General features: G+C 64.6%; 18 protein-coding genes. 5 read left to right on the top strand and 13 right to left on the bottom strand.

Annotated elements, in window-relative coordinates:
• Positions 1-47 precede the first annotated feature (47 nt).
• The 3 genes from boxC to I6F20_RS26070 all read right to left on the bottom strand — a co-directional run bounded on the left by boxC (position 48) and on the right by I6F20_RS26070 (position 4,470).
• Positions 48-1,736, bottom strand: coding sequence for a 2,3-epoxybenzoyl-CoA dihydrolase (boxC, locus tag I6F20_RS26080; RefSeq protein ID WP_225128472.1), 1,689 nt, complete (start codon positions 1,734-1,736; stop codon positions 48-50).
• A gap of 124 nt (positions 1,737-1,860) precedes the next feature.
• Positions 1,861-2,673: an alpha/beta fold hydrolase gene (locus tag I6F20_RS26075; protein ID WP_225128471.1), complete on the bottom strand. Its 813-nt coding sequence runs from the start codon at positions 2,671-2,673 to the stop codon at positions 1,861-1,863.
• A 255-nt stretch (positions 2,674-2,928) separates the two neighbouring features.
• Positions 2,929-4,470 (bottom strand): benzoate-CoA ligase family protein, encoded by a 1,542-nt coding sequence (locus I6F20_RS26070; protein WP_225128470.1) that lies wholly within the window; start codon positions 4,468-4,470, stop codon positions 2,929-2,931.
• 121 nt (positions 4,471-4,591) lie between these two features.
• Between I6F20_RS26070 and I6F20_RS26065 the strand changes: the two genes are divergently transcribed.
• From I6F20_RS26065 to I6F20_RS26050, 4 genes are all read left to right on the top strand, one after another.
• The gene (locus I6F20_RS26065) at positions 4,592-5,500 is read left to right on the top strand and encodes a helix-turn-helix transcriptional regulator (RefSeq protein WP_225128469.1); all 909 of its coding nucleotides are present in this window, start codon (positions 4,592-4,594) and stop codon (positions 5,498-5,500) included.
• Between the two features lie 2 nt (positions 5,501-5,502).
• Positions 5,503-5,898: a group II truncated hemoglobin gene (locus tag I6F20_RS26060; protein ID WP_225128468.1), complete on the top strand. Its 396-nt coding sequence runs from the start codon at positions 5,503-5,505 to the stop codon at positions 5,896-5,898.
• Between the two features lie 243 nt (positions 5,899-6,141).
• The gene (locus I6F20_RS26055) at positions 6,142-6,870 is read left to right on the top strand and encodes an AraC family transcriptional regulator (protein ID WP_225128467.1); all 729 of its coding nucleotides are present in this window, start codon (positions 6,142-6,144) and stop codon (positions 6,868-6,870) included.
• A gap of 119 nt (positions 6,871-6,989) precedes the next feature.
• The gene (locus I6F20_RS26050; RefSeq protein WP_225128465.1) at positions 6,990-7,424 is read left to right on the top strand and encodes a VOC family protein; all 435 of its coding nucleotides are present in this window, start codon (positions 6,990-6,992) and stop codon (positions 7,422-7,424) included.
• Between the two features lie 47 nt (positions 7,425-7,471).
• Here the strand turns inward: I6F20_RS26050 and I6F20_RS26045 are convergent, their stop codons facing one another.
• Positions 7,472-7,804, bottom strand: coding sequence for a PRC-barrel domain-containing protein (locus tag I6F20_RS26045; RefSeq protein WP_036001758.1), 333 nt, complete (start codon positions 7,802-7,804; stop codon positions 7,472-7,474).
• Positions 7,805-8,456: 652 nt separating this feature from the next.
• Here I6F20_RS26045 and I6F20_RS26040 point away from each other — a divergent pair.
• Positions 8,457-8,810, top strand: a complete 354-nt coding sequence (locus tag I6F20_RS26040) for a hypothetical protein (protein WP_370142355.1) — start codon at positions 8,457-8,459, stop codon at positions 8,808-8,810.
• 31 nt (positions 8,811-8,841) lie between these two features.
• Here the strand turns inward: I6F20_RS26040 and I6F20_RS26035 are convergent, their stop codons facing one another.
• From I6F20_RS26035 to I6F20_RS25995, 9 genes are all read right to left on the bottom strand, one after another.
• Positions 8,842-11,091: a TonB-dependent siderophore receptor gene (locus I6F20_RS26035; protein ID WP_225128462.1), complete on the bottom strand. Its 2,250-nt coding sequence runs from the start codon at positions 11,089-11,091 to the stop codon at positions 8,842-8,844.
• A gap of 185 nt (positions 11,092-11,276) precedes the next feature.
• A complete protein-coding gene (locus I6F20_RS26030) occupies positions 11,277-12,044 on the bottom strand; it encodes a helix-turn-helix transcriptional regulator (protein ID WP_225128460.1) in 768 nt (255 codons plus the stop codon).
• 232 nt (positions 12,045-12,276) lie between these two features.
• Entirely contained in the window at positions 12,277-12,990 is a 714-nt protein-coding gene (locus I6F20_RS26025; RefSeq protein ID WP_036001768.1) for an ABC transporter ATP-binding protein, read from the bottom strand.
• On the bottom strand, positions 12,983-13,750 hold the full coding sequence (locus I6F20_RS26020) for an ABC transporter ATP-binding protein (RefSeq protein ID WP_036001772.1): 768 nt from the start codon (positions 13,748-13,750) through the stop codon (positions 12,983-12,985). The genes I6F20_RS26025 and I6F20_RS26020 overlap by 8 nt, the downstream gene beginning before the upstream one ends.
• A complete protein-coding gene (locus tag I6F20_RS26015; protein WP_036001776.1) occupies positions 13,743-14,687 on the bottom strand; it encodes a branched-chain amino acid ABC transporter permease in 945 nt (314 codons plus the stop codon). The genes I6F20_RS26020 and I6F20_RS26015 overlap by 8 nt, the downstream gene beginning before the upstream one ends.
• The gene (locus tag I6F20_RS26010) at positions 14,684-15,601 is read right to left on the bottom strand and encodes a branched-chain amino acid ABC transporter permease (protein ID WP_036001780.1); all 918 of its coding nucleotides are present in this window, start codon (positions 15,599-15,601) and stop codon (positions 14,684-14,686) included. Before I6F20_RS26010 ends, I6F20_RS26015 begins: the two co-directional genes overlap by 4 nt.
• Before the next feature lie 303 nt (positions 15,602-15,904).
• A complete protein-coding gene (locus I6F20_RS26005) occupies positions 15,905-16,123 on the bottom strand; it encodes a hypothetical protein (RefSeq protein ID WP_036001783.1) in 219 nt (72 codons plus the stop codon).
• Between the two features lies 1 nt (position 16,124).
• Positions 16,125-16,784 carry an acyl-homoserine-lactone synthase gene (locus I6F20_RS26000; protein WP_036020350.1) on the bottom strand — a complete coding sequence of 220 codons (660 nt, stop codon included), beginning with the start codon at positions 16,782-16,784 and terminating at the stop codon, positions 16,125-16,127.
• A gap of 83 nt (positions 16,785-16,867) precedes the next feature.
• Positions 16,868-17,596: a helix-turn-helix transcriptional regulator gene (locus I6F20_RS25995; RefSeq protein WP_036001794.1), complete on the bottom strand. Its 729-nt coding sequence runs from the start codon at positions 17,594-17,596 to the stop codon at positions 16,868-16,870.
• Positions 17,597-17,626: the final 30 nt, after the last annotated feature.

Here is a 17,626-nt window from a genome sequence, read left to right as displayed (position 1 = left end):
AGTAGCGAATGGAATTCCCCTATTCGCTATTCGCCACTCCCTATTCGCTAAACCCGCGTCATATCGAATTTCGGCTTCTGGCCGCTGCCGTAGCGGCGCAGCGCGCCTTCTTCGCCGACGGCGTTCGGGCGCTGGAAGATCCAGTTCTGCCAGGCGGTGAGGCGCGCGAAGATCTTCGATTCCATCGTCTCGGGGCCGACGAAGCGCAGGCTCGCTTCCATGCCGGTGAGGCTGTCGGGCGAGAAGCTGGCGCGCTCCTCGAGGAACACGCGGACCTCGTCGTCCCAGTCGATGTCGTCGAGCGCGAAGGTAACGAGGCCGAGCTCTTCGGCCTGCTCGGCGTCGAGGCTGGTGCCGAGCGTTGCTTCCGCGCGCTCCAGATCGGACGGATCGGCCTGGAAGCGCGACTCCAGCCGTGTCAGGCCGTGGCTCATCGGATAGGGGCCGAAATTCATGGCGGACAGCTCGATCGACGGCGGCGGACGATTGTCGCCCTGGCGGGTGCCGATCAGCATGTAGGAGCGGTCGGCGGCGAAGACGAGCTCGGCGAGCGTGCCGGCAAAGCAGGAGCCGGGCTCGACCAGCGTCACCAGCGTGCGCGAGGTGACGTCGACGCGCTTGAGCACGCGCTTCCAGTAGTGCCTGATCTCGTTGACCAGCCAATGCGCCTTGTTGGCTTCGAGGAAGGCGTCGGCCGCGAGCACATGGGCGCGGTCGCCATGGCTCTTGAAGACGAGCATCGCGATCTCGAGCTCGTTGATGCGCAAGTGCAGGATGGCGTCATCGAGCTCGCGCGCCACTTGCAGCGGCCAGAACGAGGCGCCTTGCGCCATCATGCCGTCGATGTCGGCGGGCGGCGCGGTCTCCGGCGCCTTGATCGAGATGGTGGCGATGCGAGCGGTGCGATCGATGTCGACGGTGACGAAGCCGTAGCGGATGCTGTTTTCGTCGATCAGGCGCCGGAGCGGCGTCAGCGCGATGCCCTTGCCGCTGCCCTTGCGCGTCGATTGGCCTGCGAATTCCTTGGCGCGCTCGGCGATCTTTGCTTCCAGCTTGGAGTTCGGCGCGATCTCGTCGACGAGGCGCCATTGCACGGCGCGCTTGCCCTTCACGCCTTCCTCGATGGTGCAGAAGACATCGGCGTGGTCGCGCCGCACCTTGCGCTTGTCGACCACCCGCGTGAGACCGCCGGTGCCCGGCAGCACCGCGAGCAGCGGCACTTCGGGCAGCGCGACGGCGGACGAGCCGTCGTCGGCGAGGATGATGTGATCGGTCGCGAGCGCGAGCTCATAGCCGCCGCCGGCGGCCGAACCGTTCACCACGGTGATGAAGCGCTGGCCGGAATTCTCCGACGAATCTTCCATGCCGTTGCGCGTCTCGTTGGTGAACTTGCAGAAGTTCACCTTGTGGGCATGGGTCGAGCCCGCGAGCATGCGGATGTTGGCTCCAGCGCAGAACACGCGGTTCTTGGCCGAGCGCAGCACCACGACCTTCACTTGCGGATGCTCGAAGCGCAGGCGCTGGATCGCGTCGGCCAGCTCGATGTCGACGCCAAGGTCGTAGGAATTGAGCTTGAGCTGGTAGCCCTCGAACAGGCCGCCATTCTCGTCGACGTCCATCGTCAACGTGGCGACGTCGCCGTCGACCGCGAGCTTCCAATGCTTGTAGCGGGACGGTTCGGTCTGGAAATCGATGAATGTCGCGCCGCCTGCGAGGCGCCGATCTTCCCCGGCCATGAGCCACCCTTAAGCTTGATTATGCATTTGGAGCATTAGATGCACAATAGTGCATCTAACTGGGCTAGTCCAGCCCGAATCTCGAACTCACATGCACTTTGCTTCATCTAAATCCGCATGGAGGTCACGCGGCCTGAAGCCCTGGATCATCCCGCAAGGCGGCCTTTGCAAACTGCATGATGGCATCGAGGGTCGGCCCCGGGGCCTCGCGATGCGGGGAATGCGCCGCGCCGGCAATGATTTTCAGGTCGACCGGGCAGTAACATTCCTCCTGTGCGATCTCGGCCTGGCGCAGCGTCCCGTATTGGTCATCTGCGCCTTGCACAATCATCACGGGCACGCGGATGTAGGCGAGGTATTCGGAGATATCCCAATCGCGGAAATCCGGATCGAGCCAGGCGCCGTTCCAGCCGTAGAAGGCGTTGTCGACGTCCTTGTGCCAGCGCGCGAGCTTTGTCTTGAGGTCCGTGGTCTCGAACGTCGTCTTGATCGCGGCGATGGATTTGATCGAGATGTCCTCGACGATGAAATGCGGCGCGATCAGCACGAGCCCATTGAGGCGATGATCCTGATGCGCCCCGGCATAGATGGTGGCGATCGAGGCACCATCGGAATGGCCGAGCAGGAGGCCGCGCTTGAAGCCGATCATGTCGAGCAGCTTCGGCAACACGTCCAGCGCCTCGCGATGCATGTAGTCGAGCGGCCGCGGCAGCGCGACCGGGCTGGACTGGCCGTAGCCTGCGCGCGAATAGGCGAAGATGCCCGCGCCCGTGGCCTGCTGCAGCTTCTCGGGGAAATCACCCCAGAGGCCGACGCAGCCGAGGCCCTCATGCAGCATCACGATGGTGGGCGCGTCGGGGACTAGCGGCGCGAGCCATCTGTATTCGAGGCTGGCGCCATCGATGCTGAGGAAGCCGCTGGGGGTGAGGTTGGTCATGGTCGAATTCCCATTCCTAGCCAATGCCGAGATGCCCACCCTCCCCTGGAGCGGGAGGATCGATTCACAGCGAGCGCAGCGAGATGTGAAGCGGGGTGGGGTGACAGGTTCTCCACGGATGCGGTGCCCGTGGAAAGATCACCCAACCCGTCACGCGTCTCGCTACGCTCGATCGCGTGCCGACCCACGGGCGAGCTACGCTCGTCCCGGACCCCTCCAGGGGAGGGTAAGGAAGCCAGTCCGCCGCCTGCACCATCAATGCGCGCCCTCGCGCAACTTGAACCGCTGGATCTTGCCCGTCGCCGTCTTCGGCAAGGACTCCACCACATCGATCCAGCGCGGATATTTCCAGGGGCCGATCTTCTGCTTGACGTGCTCCTTGAGCATCTCCTGCAAATCCGTCGTCTTGGCGCCGGGGCGCAGCACGACGAAGGCTTTCGGCTTTAGGAGTCCTTCTGGATCGGCCTCGGGCACGACGGCAGCTTCCAGCACGGCCGGATGCGTGATCAGCGCGCTTTCGACCTCGAACGGCGAGACCCAGATGCCGGAGACCTTGAACATGTCGTCGGCGCGGCCGCAGAAGGTATAGCGGCCCTCGGCGTCACGAATGTATTTGTCGCCGGTGCGGGTCCACGGCCCCTCGAAGGTGCGGCGGCTCTTGTGGCGCTGGTTCCAGTAGCCCTCGCCGGCCGAGGGCGCATCGACCAGGAGCTCGCCGACCTCGCCGTCGGCGACGTCCTGCCCGGCCTCGTTGACGAGCCGCACCGCATAGCCGGGCACCGGCTTGCCGGACGAGCCGTATTTGATGTCGCCGGGCGCGTTCGACAGAAAAATGTGCAACAGCTCGGTCGAGCCGACGCCGTCGAGAATGTCGACACCGAACCGTGCCTTCCAGCTGTGGCCGACGGATTCCGGCAGCGCCTCGCCGGCGGAGGTGCAGATGCGCAAAGCCTTGCCGCCGCGCTCGCTCTTCATGGTCTCGTCGTTGAGCATCGCGGCGAACAAGGTCGGCACGCCATAGAAGATCGAGGGATTGTAGCGATTCATCAGGTCGAACATGCGCGCCGGCGTCGGCCGCTCGCTGTTGAGGATCACGCTGGCGCCGACCGACATCGGGAAGGTCAGCGCATTGCCGAGGCCATAGGCGAAAAACAATTTCGCCGCGGAGAGACACACATCGCTCTCACGGATGCCGAGCACCTGCTTGGCATAGGTGTCGGCAGTGGCCTGCAAATTGGAATGCAAATGGCGCACGCCCTTCGGCATGCCCGTCGAGCCCGACGAGTACAGCCAGAACGCCGGCTCGTCCGGATGCGTCACGGCGGTGGTGAACTGATCGTTCTCGCCAGCGAGCTCTTCGGCAAGCTGCTTGTGGCCGTTCTGCTTGGCGCCGGAGACCACGACATGCTCGAGATCCGGCATGCGGCCGACAACGTCCTTGATGACGGGATAGAGCGCTTCGGACACGAACAGCACGCGCGCGCGGCAGTCGGCGAGGATGTAGGCGTATTGGTCCGCGGTCAGCAGCGTGTTGAGCGGCACCGGCACGATGCCGGCGCGGATCGCGCCCAGGAACACGATCGGGAAATCGATTGTATCCAGCATGATCATCGCCACGCGCTCCTCGCGGCGGACGCCGAGCCGGCGCAGCATGTTGGCGGCGCGCCGGGTCTGTTGCTGGAGCTCGCCATAGGTGAGTCGCGAGACGGTGTCGTCGAAGGCGAGCTTACTGCCCCTGCCCTCCCTGACGTTACGGTCGAGCAGCCAGGTCACCGCGTTATAGGATCCCTCGCTCACGGACATCTCCCCGGAATTTAGAATTATAATTCATAGAAAGACACCACGGCGGCTTGCTGTCAATGCCAGCAGGCACTATGTTTCATTAAAACGCGCCGCAGGACCCCTGTAAAGAAGACTCATGACCGAAAGTCCCGACGCCGAATCCCGCTTCCTCGAACAACTCGGCCAGCGTGTGCGCACCATGCGCGCGCTGCGCGGCATGTCGCGCAAAGTACTCGCCAAGGTGTCGGGAATTTCGGAGCGCTACATCGCGCAGCTCGAGAGCGGCAAGGGCAATGTCTCGATCGTGCTGCTGCGCCGCGTCTCCGACGCGATGGGCGCCCATCTCGAAGATTTGCTGCCCAGCGCCGATCCGACCCCGGACTGGCAGGTGTTTCGCGACCTCCTGCGCAAGGCGACGCCCGCGCAGATTGCTCAGGCCAAGGATCTGCTCGCCGGCGGCAGCGCAACCGCGCCCCGGCGCGCGCCGTTCTGCGGGATCGCGCTGATCGGCCTGCGCGGCGCCGGCAAGTCCACACTTGGGCGGATGCTGGCGAAGAGGATCGGCTGGACTTTCGTCGAGCTCAACAAGGAGGTCGAGCAGCAGAACGGGCTCTCGGTCGCCGAGATCATCGCGCTGTACGGCCAGGAAGGCTTTCGCCGCATGGAGCAGGCGGCACTGCAACAGCTGCTCGCGCGCAACGAGCTGATGGTGCTGGCAACCGGCGGCGGCATCGTCTCCGAGCCCCTGACCTTCGATCAGGTCCTCTCCTCGTTCTACACGATCTGGCTGAAGGCCGAGCCCGAGGAGCACATGGCGCGCGTGCGTCGCCAGGGCGATCTACGCCCGATGGCTGATGATCGCTCGGCGATGACGGAGCTGCGCAACATCCTGCTCAGCCGCGAGCCGCTCTATTCGCGCGCGACCGCGGTGGTGGATACCGCGGGCCTTTCCGTCGATGCCGCCGCCGCACGCCTGATCGATGCGGTGCGGCCGGTGCTGCAGAACGAAGCCCGCAGCTTCGGCCTGCGCAGCGTGGCGCTGTAGCGATGACGTCCACCGACGTCGCCACCTCCATGTTCGAGCGGATCGGCGGCAGCGCCACGATCAACGCCCTCGTCGACCGCTTCTACGACCGCATGGACACGCTGCCGGAGGCGAAGATCATCCGCGCCATGCATGCGGACGACCTCGGCCTGATCAGGGACGTGCTGAAGCGCTATCTCACCGAATGGACCGGTGGCCCGCGGCTCTATACACCCGAGAAAGGTCATCCGCGGCTGCGCCAGCGCCATTTCGGCTTCGCCATTGGGGACGCCGAGCGCGACGCCTGGATGCTCTGCATGCGCGGCGCGCTGGAGGAGACGATCACCGACGCCGCCGCGCGCCAGGATCTCGACAAGGCGATAGCGGGCCTGGCCGACTGGATGCGCAACCGGCCGTGACGGGGCGGCAGCGCTTCGGCGCAATTCGACGGCCCCGCACCGGGTCATTTGAGTTCCGCTGCGATCGCCTGCTAAGCTCCAGGCATGACCGACATGCTCTGCGACACCATACGCATGGAGCGCGAAGTGACGGAGCGTTAGCGCGTGATGGACGCACCTCCCGATGTCATCCGTCGACCGCCCTCGCCGCGTCTTGCGCGGCTGATCTCCAGCATTTCCTTCTACCGCGAGCGCGGGATCGGCTTGGCCGCCTTCCGCCACGCCGCGCCGCTTGCACTGCCTCTGCTGGTGAATTTGGGAACGCCCTTCCGCATTGCGCTCGGACACCGACCGGACACCGCCGATGCGCGGCCGAGTTTCGCAGCGGGTCTGTTTCCTGGGCCGGTCGTGATCGAATCCGACGGGCGCGCCGAATGCGTTCAGGTCGATTTCACGCCGCTCGGGGCGTATCGCTTCTTCGGAGGCGCCGTGCCCGATCTGACCGCGCGGATCGTCGGGCTCGACGACATTCTGGGACGGCACGGCAGGGAGCTCCGCGCCAGAGTGGCCGAGGCGGCCGGCTGGCAGCGACGATTCGAGATCGTCGAAGACTTCGTGCTTCGCCGCGCCGTACACGAGCCCTCGCCTGAGGTCGCCTTCGCGCTGGAGACGCTGTGGCGCGCGGGCGCGGTCAGGATCGCCGACATTGCCTCCGACATCGGCTGGAGCCGCAAGCATCTCACACGCCGCTTCCACCGCGAGATCGGCGCTCCGCCAAAGACGCTGGCCCAGATGCTGCGCTTTCATCGCGCTTGCGTCCTGGCCCGGACGGATGGCGCAGGCGGCTGGGCGGCCATTGCCGCGGACGCCGGCTATGCCGACCAGGCACATCTTGCTCGCGATTTCCGGATGTTCAGCGGAGAGACGCCGACCGGATGGGCCGCGCGGCTCGATGTCGTCGATTCACGCCTGATGCGGGACGGCGGGGGCTAGCGCCAAAACAGCGGCAAGACGGCGCGAGGCACGGTCAGGTCCCATTTGTTCAAGCCGGCCGCCATGATCCGAACTAGGGTCGGCTTCGCAACAAGCTTGCACCGAACCTGGAGAGTGTCATGAACCAGCCGAACGGCTACGAAGCGCCGCGCCTCTACCACACCATGCGCTGCAAGGATGCCGAGGCGATGATCGCCTGGCTGAAGAACGTTCTCGGCTTCACCGAACGGGTGGTGTACCGCAAGGAGGGCACGGTCGTTCACGCCGAGCTGGCGTTCGGATCGTCGATCCTCATGCTGGGCGCGCATCGCGACGACGCCTACGGCAAATTGGTTGGCGACATCGGCGGCCGGCGGACGGATGCCGTCTATCTGGCCGTGGAGGATCCCGACGCGCTCTTTGAAAAGGTGAAAGCCGCCGGGGCGCAGATCGAGATGGAGCCCTACACGACCGATTATGGCAGCCGCGATTTCGCCGCACGCGATCCGGAGGGCGGGCTCTGGAGCTTCGGCACCTATTGGCCCAAGGTCGGCGAGCAGCCGCTCGCGGGATAGCGGGCGCTCGCGTCAAATACTGCTCCGCGGCCGAACCGTCTTGCTCGCTAGACCGACCAGTAATGCGGATGCGGGTAGGGCCGCGAGCGGTCGCCCCAGTCGAACGCGTCGCCATCGAACTCGCACGGGCCGCTGCTGAGTTCGTCCAGCGTCTGCTCGGTCTGGAACGCCTGCCGTGCTGGATCGTATTTCAGCGCGCTCCACTGCAGCGGATAATGGTGACGCGTACCGAGCAGCCCGCCGGTCTTGATCACGGCATAGGCAACCGTTCCGCTCATCTTGTCGAGCATCAACCGCTCGATCGTGCCGAGCTTCGTGCCGTCGCGTCCGTAGACGGCGACGTGCTCCACGCGATCACTGGGAACCATGGTGTGGTTCATGGTGTCCTCCCTGTTCTCGTCTGTTCACGATATTATAGCACCGGTTTCGCGGCGGCGGGAGCAGCTACAACTGCTGTAAGCGGCCCGCCCCGGCCACCAGAGCGTCACTTCAGCCGAATCGTGTCGACGCGACGGCACTGGACGCAATGATAAACGTGCTCCGCAGGCAGCGTGACTATTCCAGGTAGTGTCGCCAGGAACTTCATTGGCCGCCTGCATTTTGAGCAGATGAGGATCGGCGGATCGTCTTGGCGATCGGAACTCATACAATAACCGGGGCTGAGGCGCCCGCACGTTACTGCCGCGCTGCGGGCGCTTCATCCCGGGAGAACTACCGGCCTTGATCGGAATCCGATCGGCCCCGCTCGGCGCGCTGCTTCACGCCCGCGTGAGGCGACTTCTTCCGGACTGTTGCGACGACATCGCGCCGCCCCCGGACGAAGCCATTTTCCTCACCCGGCGAAAAACGCCGGAAAGGCAGGCGGTCTAGATTCTCTGCATTGATCAACAACGGAGTTCGGTCATGTGGGGTCAACTTTTCAGCCTGATCTATCGCCTGTCCTGCCGGACCACCCTGATCGAGATCGGCACGCACCGCCTCGCGCGTTAGGTCCATGAAGCCCAAGGGAATTGGGTAAGATCGATTGACCAGATGACGGGGATTGCCATGCGCAAGCTGATCCTGATCGCCGCGATGTCGCTGCTCGCAAGCCAGGCCCATGCCGGAGGCTCGCGGAGCCTTAGTCTGGCGGCGGCCGATTCGAAGCAACCGGCCACCGAGCAGCCGGCCGCGCCGGCCGCCGTGCCGCCGCAGGCGACGCAAGCGTCACCGGCAAACGTCCAGACGCCGACCGCACCCGCCGCAACGGCACCGACCGCCGCAGCTCCGGTGCAATCAAGCACGACGCCGGCAAAGACGACCGAAGCGCCAAAGCCGAAACGCCGGCAGCCATCTGTCGAAGCCCGCGTGATCCGCGAACTGCACCGCCACGGGATCTATTGGTAATTGTCCGGCGACGTCCGCCCGGCAGCTCCGCTCACCAGCGATAGCCGAGCGTGGCGATGACGGTCAGCGGCGCGCCCCGGTAGCAGTAACCGACCTGACACGTCGTGTAGTGCACATTGAACAGGTTCTTGGCGTTGACCTGGAACGTGAGGCCCTTCAGCTCCTTTGCGGCCTGGCTGAAATCGTATTTCAGCGCGGCATCGACCAGGGTCACCGAGCTGTTCTTGAACGTGTTCGCGTCGTCGCCATAGCTCCAAGACATGTAGCGCGCGCCGGCACCGACGCTCAGGCCCGCGAAGGGACCAGCCAGCGGCAGGGCGTAATTGCCCCACAGCGTCACGGTGTGCGGAGGATTGCCCGACGGAAACTTGCCGACCAGCGCGCTGTCGCCGGCCTGCTTGGTGACCATGTCGAGATAGGTGTAGGACGAGGTGATGTCGAAACCATTGCCGAGGCTTGCAAGCCCCTGCAATTCGAAGCCGCGGCTTTGAATTTCGCCGCGCTGGACCGTCACGCCGGTGCCCGTCGTCACCAGGCCGCCATCCTGCGTCAGGTCGAACACGGCAGCGGTAATGAGGCTTCGCGTCCCCGGCGGCTGATACTTCACGCCGATCTCGGTCTGCTTGCCGGTGGTCGGCTTGAAGAAGGCGCCTGAGGGATCGACGCCGAGATTGGGAAAAAACGACGTCGAATAGGCGATGTAGGGCGCCACACCGGAATCGAACACATAGGTCAGGCCTGCCCGCCCACTATAGGCCTGATCAGATTGCGTCTGTCTTGTCAGCGCGAACCGGTCCTCGCCGGTGGTGCGGACCCAGTCGCTGCGGCCGCTCAGCGTCAGGATCCAGTGGTCGAGTTTGGTCTGGTCCTGAATGTAGACGCCGGACTGGGTTTGCCGCTGCGCCGTGGACGAGGAGATCGCGGGATCCGGAATGGATTCCGGCGCATAGACCGGCGCAGCCAGATTGAGATCGGACACGCCGAAGCCGAACCCCTGCTTGTCGGTGAACTTCGACGATGCGTAGTCGGTGCCGACCAGAAGCGTGTGCTGCACCGGGCCGGTGGAGAGCTTCGCCTCGACCTGGTTGTCCATGATGGCCGATTGCAGCGTGTCGTGGACGTAGCCGGTATAACGCGACACGACGTTGCCGACGGGAGCACCGAGAAAGCCGACATAGCGCGTGACAGCGTCGAGATCGACGTAGCGGAATTTCTGGCGGACGGTCACGGCGTTGTCGAACGCGTGCTCGAACAGATAGCCGATGCGCCCCTGCTCCTGGTCGAGCGAATTGTAAGACGGGCTGCCCGTGAAGATGTCCGTCGTCGTCCCGATGCCCGAAGAATAGGTGAACATCGAGCCCGGCGTCTTCGATTTCTGATAGGCGCCGAGAAGCGTGAGGGTTGTCGATTGGTCGGGTCTCCAGGTGACGGCGGGAGCGACATAGGTGCGGTTGTCCTTGCCGCCCGGTACGAACACGTCGGCGTCTCGCACCATGCCGGTCAGCCGATAGGAGAATTGGCCGTTGGGATCGATCGGCCCCGAAAAATCGAAATTGCCCTGAACGCGTTCGCGATCGCCGAACAGCGTCTGCACCTCGTGGAAAGGCTGGCTGGTCGGCAGCTTGCTTTGCAGATCGATCAGTCCGCCTGGCGAGCCGAGGCCGTAGAGCGCCGAGCTCGGGCCGCGGACCACGGTGATGCTGTCGACCCCATAGGGCTCCGTCTTGAACACGCCAAGGCCAGCGCCGACGAGACGCAGGCCGTCGAGATAGATGCCGTTATAGGTGATGTCGAAGCCGCGGATCGAGATGGCGTCGAAGCGCGGATCGTAGCCCGAGGCATCGATGCGCACGCCCGGCTCATAGCCGACTGCCTGCGTCAGCGTCTGCACGGCGCGGTCGTTGAGCTCCTTGCGCGTCACGACCGAGATCGACTGCGGCGTCTCCAGCAGGGGCGTGTTCGTCTTGGTGCCGGCGGAGCTGCTGCTGGCAACGTAGCTGTTCTCGCTCGATATCGTGGCGCGACCGCCACCTGCCTCGCGCGCATCCTGGCTTGCGGCTTGCCTGGAGGCGGCATTGCGTTGCGCCGCGACACGGCCGCGTTGCGACGGTGAAGTGCGCTGGGCAGACACGGCGCGCGGGCGCACCTGATTCGGCGCCTCCACGGTGACGGGCGGCAATGACGCGGCCGTCGATCCCGAATTGGTCCCGGAGACCTGTGCAAGGGTCGGTGTCACCTGCAAAACCACGCCCAGACCGGCCGCCCCCAGACCAGCCTTCATCAACCGTTCCCAACCGAACGTCTGTCCGTCGCCACGCCTCATTGTCTTCCCCAAGCTCCGTCTTTGGACCACCCGGGAGTAATCAGATCGAGACGCACGACGCCTTTGCGACTGCGCAAATCGCCTTTGAGTCCACGTGGAGGCTTTCAAGACTGAGGCGTGAGGCGGCGCATCGCCTGCTGCCGTTACTCGCAGCGACTGGGCGAATGACCGAAGCGCCTGCGAAAGGCCGTCGCGAAGTTCGCCGGATGAGTATAGCCGACCCGATAGGCCGCCTCGGTGACCGACAGGCGCTGGTGAATCAGAAGGGCTCGTGCAGTATCGAGCCGGCGCGCCCTCAGATAGTCGATGGCGCTCTCGCCATAGGCGATCTGGAATTTCTGATTGAAAGATCGCCGGCTCAGGCCTGCGTTCCGCGCCAGCTCGTCGATGCTCCAGGGATAGCCGAGGTCGGCATCCATCCGCTCCTTGACCGATTGCAGGCGCATGCGCTGGAGGTCTGTTGCCGGATCGACCGCGATCCGGCTGCACTCGCCGAACAAGGCATGGACGACGATCTCGGCGGCATGCGCCGACATCAGCAATCGCGCCGCGTTTCCGGCGACCGGCGGCGAGAACATTTCCGCCGCGACGGCCCGCACGCGCGCTGATGCGGCCAGCGAGAGGACGACGGCGCCAGATCCTTCGTCCTTGAACAGCGCCCGAAACGCGGCGCCAAGTCCGAGCTGATCGATGGATGCTCCGGGCAACGCAAGGCCGATGGCGCACCGCATTGAGCGCTTCACGGCGAGGGACTCGCGCACCGCGATCACCCCCATCCGCCTCTCGCCGATCGAGCGCGTCAGAGTGCCGGGGCCAGCACCGGCTTCATCGAACGCCACCGAGATGAACAAGCCCGGCGCTGCGATTGCAGGCCCCTCGGCGTCGGCTCGGAACTCACCTTGGACGACCACGCAGCCCGGATAATCCAGCCATTGGGCTGCCCCTCGCTGTGCGGAACCGACGTCGTCCTCAGGCAACCCGACAATTTGCTCGTAAAAGTCCCGCATCGAATCCACAACGCCGCGTCTTCTTTGACGGCTGACGGCGGCACGCTCAAGAGCTCAGCGCGCTGTTTGGAGGATTTCGAATTTGGATTTGCTCGAAGAGTAGCTCGCATTGCCGCGGCGAAGGGGACGAACGCGTTTAAATTCCCAGATATTTGTGCTGCAGGTCCGGCGCGGCCATCAGCTCGTCGGAGGTGCCGCTCCACACCGTCTTGCCGCGCTCGATGATGTAGTGTCGATCGCAGATGCGGGCGAGATGGTCGACGTTCTTGTCGACGACCAGGATCGACTGTCCGCGGCTCTTGAGTAGCGACAGGCAATTCCAGATCTCCTGCCGGATCAGCGGCGCGAGGCCTTCGGTCGCCTCGTCCAGGATCAGGAGCTTTGGATTCGTCATCAGCGCGCGGCCGATCGCGAGCATCTGCTGCTCGCCACCGGAAAGCTGGTTGCCCATGTTGGACGCGCGTTCGGCGAGGCGCGGAAACATCACGTAGATCGCGGCGAGCGTCCAGGGATTATCGCTGTTGAAGCGATCCGCCGCGGCCGCGACCAGGTTTTCGCGCACGGTGAGGTTCGGAAAGATCTGCCGGCCCTCGGGCACGAGACCAACACCGAGTTTCGCAATCCGGTAGGACGGAAGCTGCCGCACCTCCGCGCCCGCGAAGCGAATGGTGCCCGCGCGCGCCGGCGTCAGGCCCATGATGGAGCGGATGGTGGTGGTCTTGCCCATGCCGTTGCGGCCCATCAGCGAGACCATCTCGCCCGGCTTGATCGACAGCGACAGGCCGAACAGCACCTGGGACAGGCCGTAGCAGGTCTCGATGCCGTCGACCTCGAGCAGCGTGTCAGCCATGATGCGTCACCACATGCTGATCGCCGAGATAGGCGCGCTTGACGTCCTCATTGGCCCGGATCGCGGCCGGGTCGCCGGAGGCGATGACGCGGCCATAGACCAGCACCGTGATGCGGTCGGCCAGCGCGAACACCGCCGGCATGTCGTGCTCGACCAGCACGATCGAGACCTCTTTCCGCAGCTCCTGGAGCAGCTTCACCATGCGCTGGGATTCGGTCACGCCGAGGCCGGCCATCGGCTCGTCGAGCAGCAACAGCTTCGGCTTGCTGGCGAGCGCGACCGCGAGCTCCAGCTCGCGGCGTTCGCCGTGGCTGAGCCTGGAGACCACGATATCGGCGCGATGGCCGAGGCCGACGCGATCGAGCGCCGCCTGGGCGGCATCGCGCAGACCCTTCTCTTTCCGCGCATTGGCGAAGAATCGGAACGAGGTGCCGGCATGCGCCTGCGCCGCCAGCGCGACATTGTCGGCGGCGGTGAAGTCGAGCAGCAGCGAGGTGATCTGGAACGAACGCGCCAGGCCTAACGCGCAGCGGCGATAGGCCGGCAGATAGGTGATGTCGCGCCCCGCCAGCGATACGCTGCCGGAATGCGGTTCGAGATGCCCCGTGAGCTGGCTAATCAGCGTGGTCTTGCCGGCGCCGTTCGGGCCGATGATGGCGTGCAGCTCGCCGGATGCGACGTCGAGCGAGACGTTGTCGGTGGCGATGATGCCGCCGAAGCGGCGCACCAGCTTTTCGACGCGGAGCAAGGGTTCAGCCACGGCCAGCCCTCCCGAGTGCGCCCATGATGCCGCCGCGGCCGAACAGGACGATGAGCAGCAGCAGCGGGCCCAGGATCAGCGCCCAATATTCGGTGATCTGCGACAGCAGTTCTTCCAGCAGCAGGAACACCACGGCACCCATGACCGGGCCGAACAGTGTGCCCATGCCGCCCAGGATCACCATCACCATGAGGTCGCCGGAACGGGTCCAGTACATCACGGCCGGGCTTACGAAATCGGTGTTGTTGGCGAGCAGCGCGCCGGCAAGGCCGCACATCGTGCCTGATATGACGAAGCAGACCAGTTGGTAGCGCTTGGCCGGGAAGCCGATGGCCTGCATGCGCTGCTCGTTGGAACGCAGGCCCTGCACGACAAGACCGAAGCGCGAGTTGACGATGCGCCATATCAGGAGCATGACGCCGAAAAGGCAGGCGAGGCAGAGATAATAGAACTGCGTGCGGTTGCCGAGATCGATCAGACCCGAGAAGTCGCTGCGCGTGTAGATGGTCAGGCCGTCGTCGCCGCCGTAACGGGCCAGGCCCGAGGCGACATAGTAGGCCATCTGGGCGAAGGCCAGCGTGATCATGATGAAGTAGACGCCACGGGTGCGCAGCGACAGCGCGCCGATCACCAGCGCATAGATCGCCGACGCCGCAATCGCGACCGGAAACTGGATGAAGCCGGACCCAACGCCTTCCTGCGCGAGCATGCCGACGGCATAGCCGCCGATGCCGAGATACGCGGCATGGCCAAAGCTCATCAGGCCCGCAAATCCCATGATGAGGTTGAGGCTCGCAGCCGCCAGCGCCAGGATGATGATGCGGGTGAACAGCGTCAGGATGAAGACGTTGCCGGTCAGCTGCGAATAGAGCGGCAGCAGCACGAGGCCCGCCAGCATCAGGGCCGTGACGGCCTTGCTCACGCTCAAACCCTTCATCGACGATTGGCCGGAAACAGCCCCTCCGGCCGCACCACCAGCACGATCGCCATCAGCAGATAGATCAGCATGGAGGACAGCGCGGGCGCGGCGGTGGATGCGGCGGCGCCGCTCAGCACCTGGCGGAGCAGGTTCGGAAGGAAGGCGCGGCCGAGCGTGTCGATCATGCCGACGAAGATCGCGGCGAGGAAAGCGCCGCGGATCGAACCGATGCCGCCGATCACGATGATGACGAAAGCGAGGATCAGGATGTTCTCGCCCATGCCGATCTGCACGGTCAGGATCGGCGCCTGCATCAGCCCGGCAAGGCCCGCGAGTGCGGCGCCCAGGCCGAACACCAGCGTGTAGAGCAGCTTGATGTTGATGCCGAGCGCGCCGATCATCTCGCGGTTGGATGCGCCGGCCCGGATCAGCATGCCGATGCGGGTGCGCATCACGCCGAGATAGAGCAGCAGCGCGACCAGCAGCGCTACCCCAATGATGGCGAGGCGATAGGCGGGATAGTGAATGCCGGGCAGGATCGGCACCGGCACGGTGAGCCAGGCCGGCAGCGGCAACGCCAGGCCCGCCGGGCCCCAGATCAGCCGCACGGCTTCGTTGAAGAACAGGATCAGGCCGAAGGTCGCGAGCACGTGGTCGAGATGGTCGCGGCCATAGAGATGCCGCAGCGCGCTCACCTCCAGCACGATGCCGAGCACGAGCGTCGCGCCCAACGCCATCAGCGCGCCGAGCAGGAAGCTGCCGGTCCAGGCCGCGAAGGTGGCGGCGAAATAGGCGCCCATCATATAGAGCGAGCCGTGCGCGAGGTTGACGAGATCCATGATCCCGAACACCAGCGTCAGGCCCGCGGCGAGCAGGAACAGCAGCAGACCGAACTGCAACCCATTCAAGAATTGTTCGACGACGAGCAGCATCAGGACTCTTTCAGGCGCATACAGACGCGCGCCGATGTTCGAACACTGTCGCCATCAGTGAAAGAGCTCCCCCTGCCTCTTCAAGGCCGAAAAATGGGTAATGGCAGTATCGTTCCGAGGCAAGAGCGATTCGACATCAAACATGCACTTTGTTGCATCTCGGCACGTGCGGCCGGGACGCGCCCCGCAATGCAAAAAAGCTGCCGCGCGGCATGAGGCAACCTGCCGCAGCGAAACGGCATCACCCTCTCACCGGCTGGCGGTGAGAGGGTACGATCGTCGTAAAATCGAGCAGGGCTGCGTCTAGTGCGACGTCATCTGCCGGGGGAGCTCGTCCGGCTCGGCGAGAACGCTGTTGGCCGTCGACGCCTCCAGGGCCGCCATCCGAAACAGATAAGCGAGCGTCGTCAATCCGGTGTCCTCCGCCATTTGCGCCAGTTCGAGCGCCATGTCGGACATGTAGCCGAGATCCTCGTCTTTCATTTGCGCCATGATCTGGCTGTCCCGCATCACGTTCGACATCTCAGGCGCTCTTTCGTTGCGCGGCAACATGACCGCAGAGGTTGGCACGGGCGATGGCATCGAGACGAGGGCCGTCCTGCTGCACGACCGAAGCCGTGCCGATCCGATGATGCAGCGCATCGAGCGTCTCCCGACGAATGTCGATGGTCGCCGCCATGGTCCATGCGTTCTCGACCAGAGCCGGTAGGCCGAGCGGCGTCACGACGAAGCCGGCTTCGTGGAAGCGCGGCAGCCACCAGGTCTCCATGATCGCGCTGACCTGCGCGATTCCCTGGTCGAGGCAGAACTCCTGCACCGCAGCCATCAGTTGCAGGTTGAGCGCGCCGTCGCGGCGATCGCGCACGACGAAGTAGCGCGACCATTCCCACACTAGCGGATCGGCGGGCCAGCCGCGAACCGCCGCCAGATGCGGAAACACCTCACTCATCATCGAGGGCTTGGTGGTCGGATAGAGCCGATGACCGCCCACGACGCGGCGGCCTTCCAGCGCCAGCAGGTAGACGGTGTCCTCGTCGTCGTAGGAATCGATCTCACGGCCATCCGGCCTGCGCAGCGTCTCCCAGCGCCGCTCCTCGACGAAGATGTCGTGACGCAGCCGGAAATGCTGCTCGATTACGTCTTCATAAAGGTGACGATTTACCGCGGAAACTGCGTGAATCATGAAAACCCCCATTCATCCTCAATGGGGGGAGATTCTGCGAAAAGACGCAGCTTCGGTATTGGGAAATTTCCCAGTAAGGCGGCTTAAGGATTGATGATCTTGTTCCGAATCGCCAGCGCGACCGCATGCGTACGGTTGACCGCGCCGAGCTTGCGCGCAGCAGTTGCAAGATGCTCTTCGGCGGTGCGCTGGGTGATGTGGAGGATCTCGCCGATTTCCCAGGCCGACTTCCCCTGCGAAGCCCAGGCGATCACCTCGCGTTCGCGCGGCGTGAGGCGCGTCGACGGATGCGGCATCGGCTCGAGCAGACGGCGAATGTGGTCGAAGCCATACATCGCCATCAGATGCAGCGCCGGCTTGCTGCGGGCATTGAGGTCGAGATGGACACCGCCGAGCGAGACCGCCGCCTCGTAGCCGGTGAGGCCGTGGATCGGCACGATGAAGCCGCGCGACATGCGGAACTCGCTGGCACGGTTCATCACCTCGGCCGCATTCGGCTCGAGTTCCGCATCATAGGGCGCTTCCGACCACTCGAACGGATTGACCGACTGCCGGCACAACCGCACCACGGGATCGAAACGATCGTAGTTTTTCTCGGTGTAGAGGCTGAACCATCCCGCAGGCCAGCGTTTGGCGAGCACCATCTGCGCAAACTGCTGATCGGGATTGGGCAACCCCGTCACGATGATGGTTTCGAAGCCGAAGCGACCGAACGCCGCTTCGAGCGCGTTCATAGCCTCTGGTACCTTGCGGTAGGTCTGCAGGCCTTCGATGAAGTCGAGCGCCTCCCGGCCATAGTCTACGGCGGACATCGTACGTTTCCTGACCCTCGCGCTTCCGTA

Origin of the sequence: Bradyrhizobium sp. IC3123 (genome assembly GCF_020193625.1) — a bacterium.
GTDB lineage: Bacteria > Pseudomonadota > Alphaproteobacteria > Rhizobiales > Xanthobacteraceae > Bradyrhizobium > Bradyrhizobium yuanmingense.
The sequence above is the reverse complement of the archived record's forward strand: the minus strand, read 5'-3'. Positions and strand labels throughout refer to the sequence as shown.

Coding starts and splice junctions, on each gene's coding strand:
- I6F20_RS26040 (WP_370142355.1), top strand. CDS start 8,457: ATGACGGGGATTGCCATGCGCAAGCTGATCCTGATCGCCGCGATGTCG.
- I6F20_RS26065 (WP_225128469.1), top strand. CDS start 4,592: ATGACCGAAAGTCCCGACGCCGAATCCCGCTTCCTCGAACAACTCGGC.
- I6F20_RS26015 (WP_036001776.1), bottom strand. CDS start 14,687: ATGAAGGGTTTGAGCGTGAGCAAGGCCGTCACGGCCCTGATGCTGGCG.
- boxC (WP_225128472.1), bottom strand. CDS start 1,736: ATGGCCGGGGAAGATCGGCGCCTCGCAGGCGGCGCGACATTCATCGAT.
- I6F20_RS26060 (WP_225128468.1), top strand. CDS start 5,503: ATGACGTCCACCGACGTCGCCACCTCCATGTTCGAGCGGATCGGCGGC.
- I6F20_RS26035 (WP_225128462.1), bottom strand. CDS start 11,091: ATGAAGGCTGGTCTGGGGGCGGCCGGTCTGGGCGTGGTTTTGCAGGTG.
- I6F20_RS26025 (WP_036001768.1), bottom strand. CDS start 12,990: ATGGCTGACACGCTGCTCGAGGTCGACGGCATCGAGACCTGCTACGGC.
- I6F20_RS26075 (WP_225128471.1), bottom strand. CDS start 2,673: ATGACCAACCTCACCCCCAGCGGCTTCCTCAGCATCGATGGCGCCAGC.
- I6F20_RS26045 (WP_036001758.1), bottom strand. CDS start 7,804: ATGAACCACACCATGGTTCCCAGTGATCGCGTGGAGCACGTCGCCGTC.
- I6F20_RS25995 (WP_036001794.1), bottom strand. CDS start 17,596: ATGTCCGCCGTAGACTATGGCCGGGAGGCGCTCGACTTCATCGAAGGC.
- I6F20_RS26000 (WP_036020350.1), bottom strand. CDS start 16,784: ATGATTCACGCAGTTTCCGCGGTAAATCGTCACCTTTATGAAGACGTA.
- I6F20_RS26050 (WP_225128465.1), top strand. CDS start 6,990: ATGAACCAGCCGAACGGCTACGAAGCGCCGCGCCTCTACCACACCATG.
- I6F20_RS26010 (WP_036001780.1), bottom strand. CDS start 15,601: ATGCTGCTCGTCGTCGAACAATTCTTGAATGGGTTGCAGTTCGGTCTG.
- I6F20_RS26005 (WP_036001783.1), bottom strand. CDS start 16,123: ATGTCGAACGTGATGCGGGACAGCCAGATCATGGCGCAAATGAAAGAC.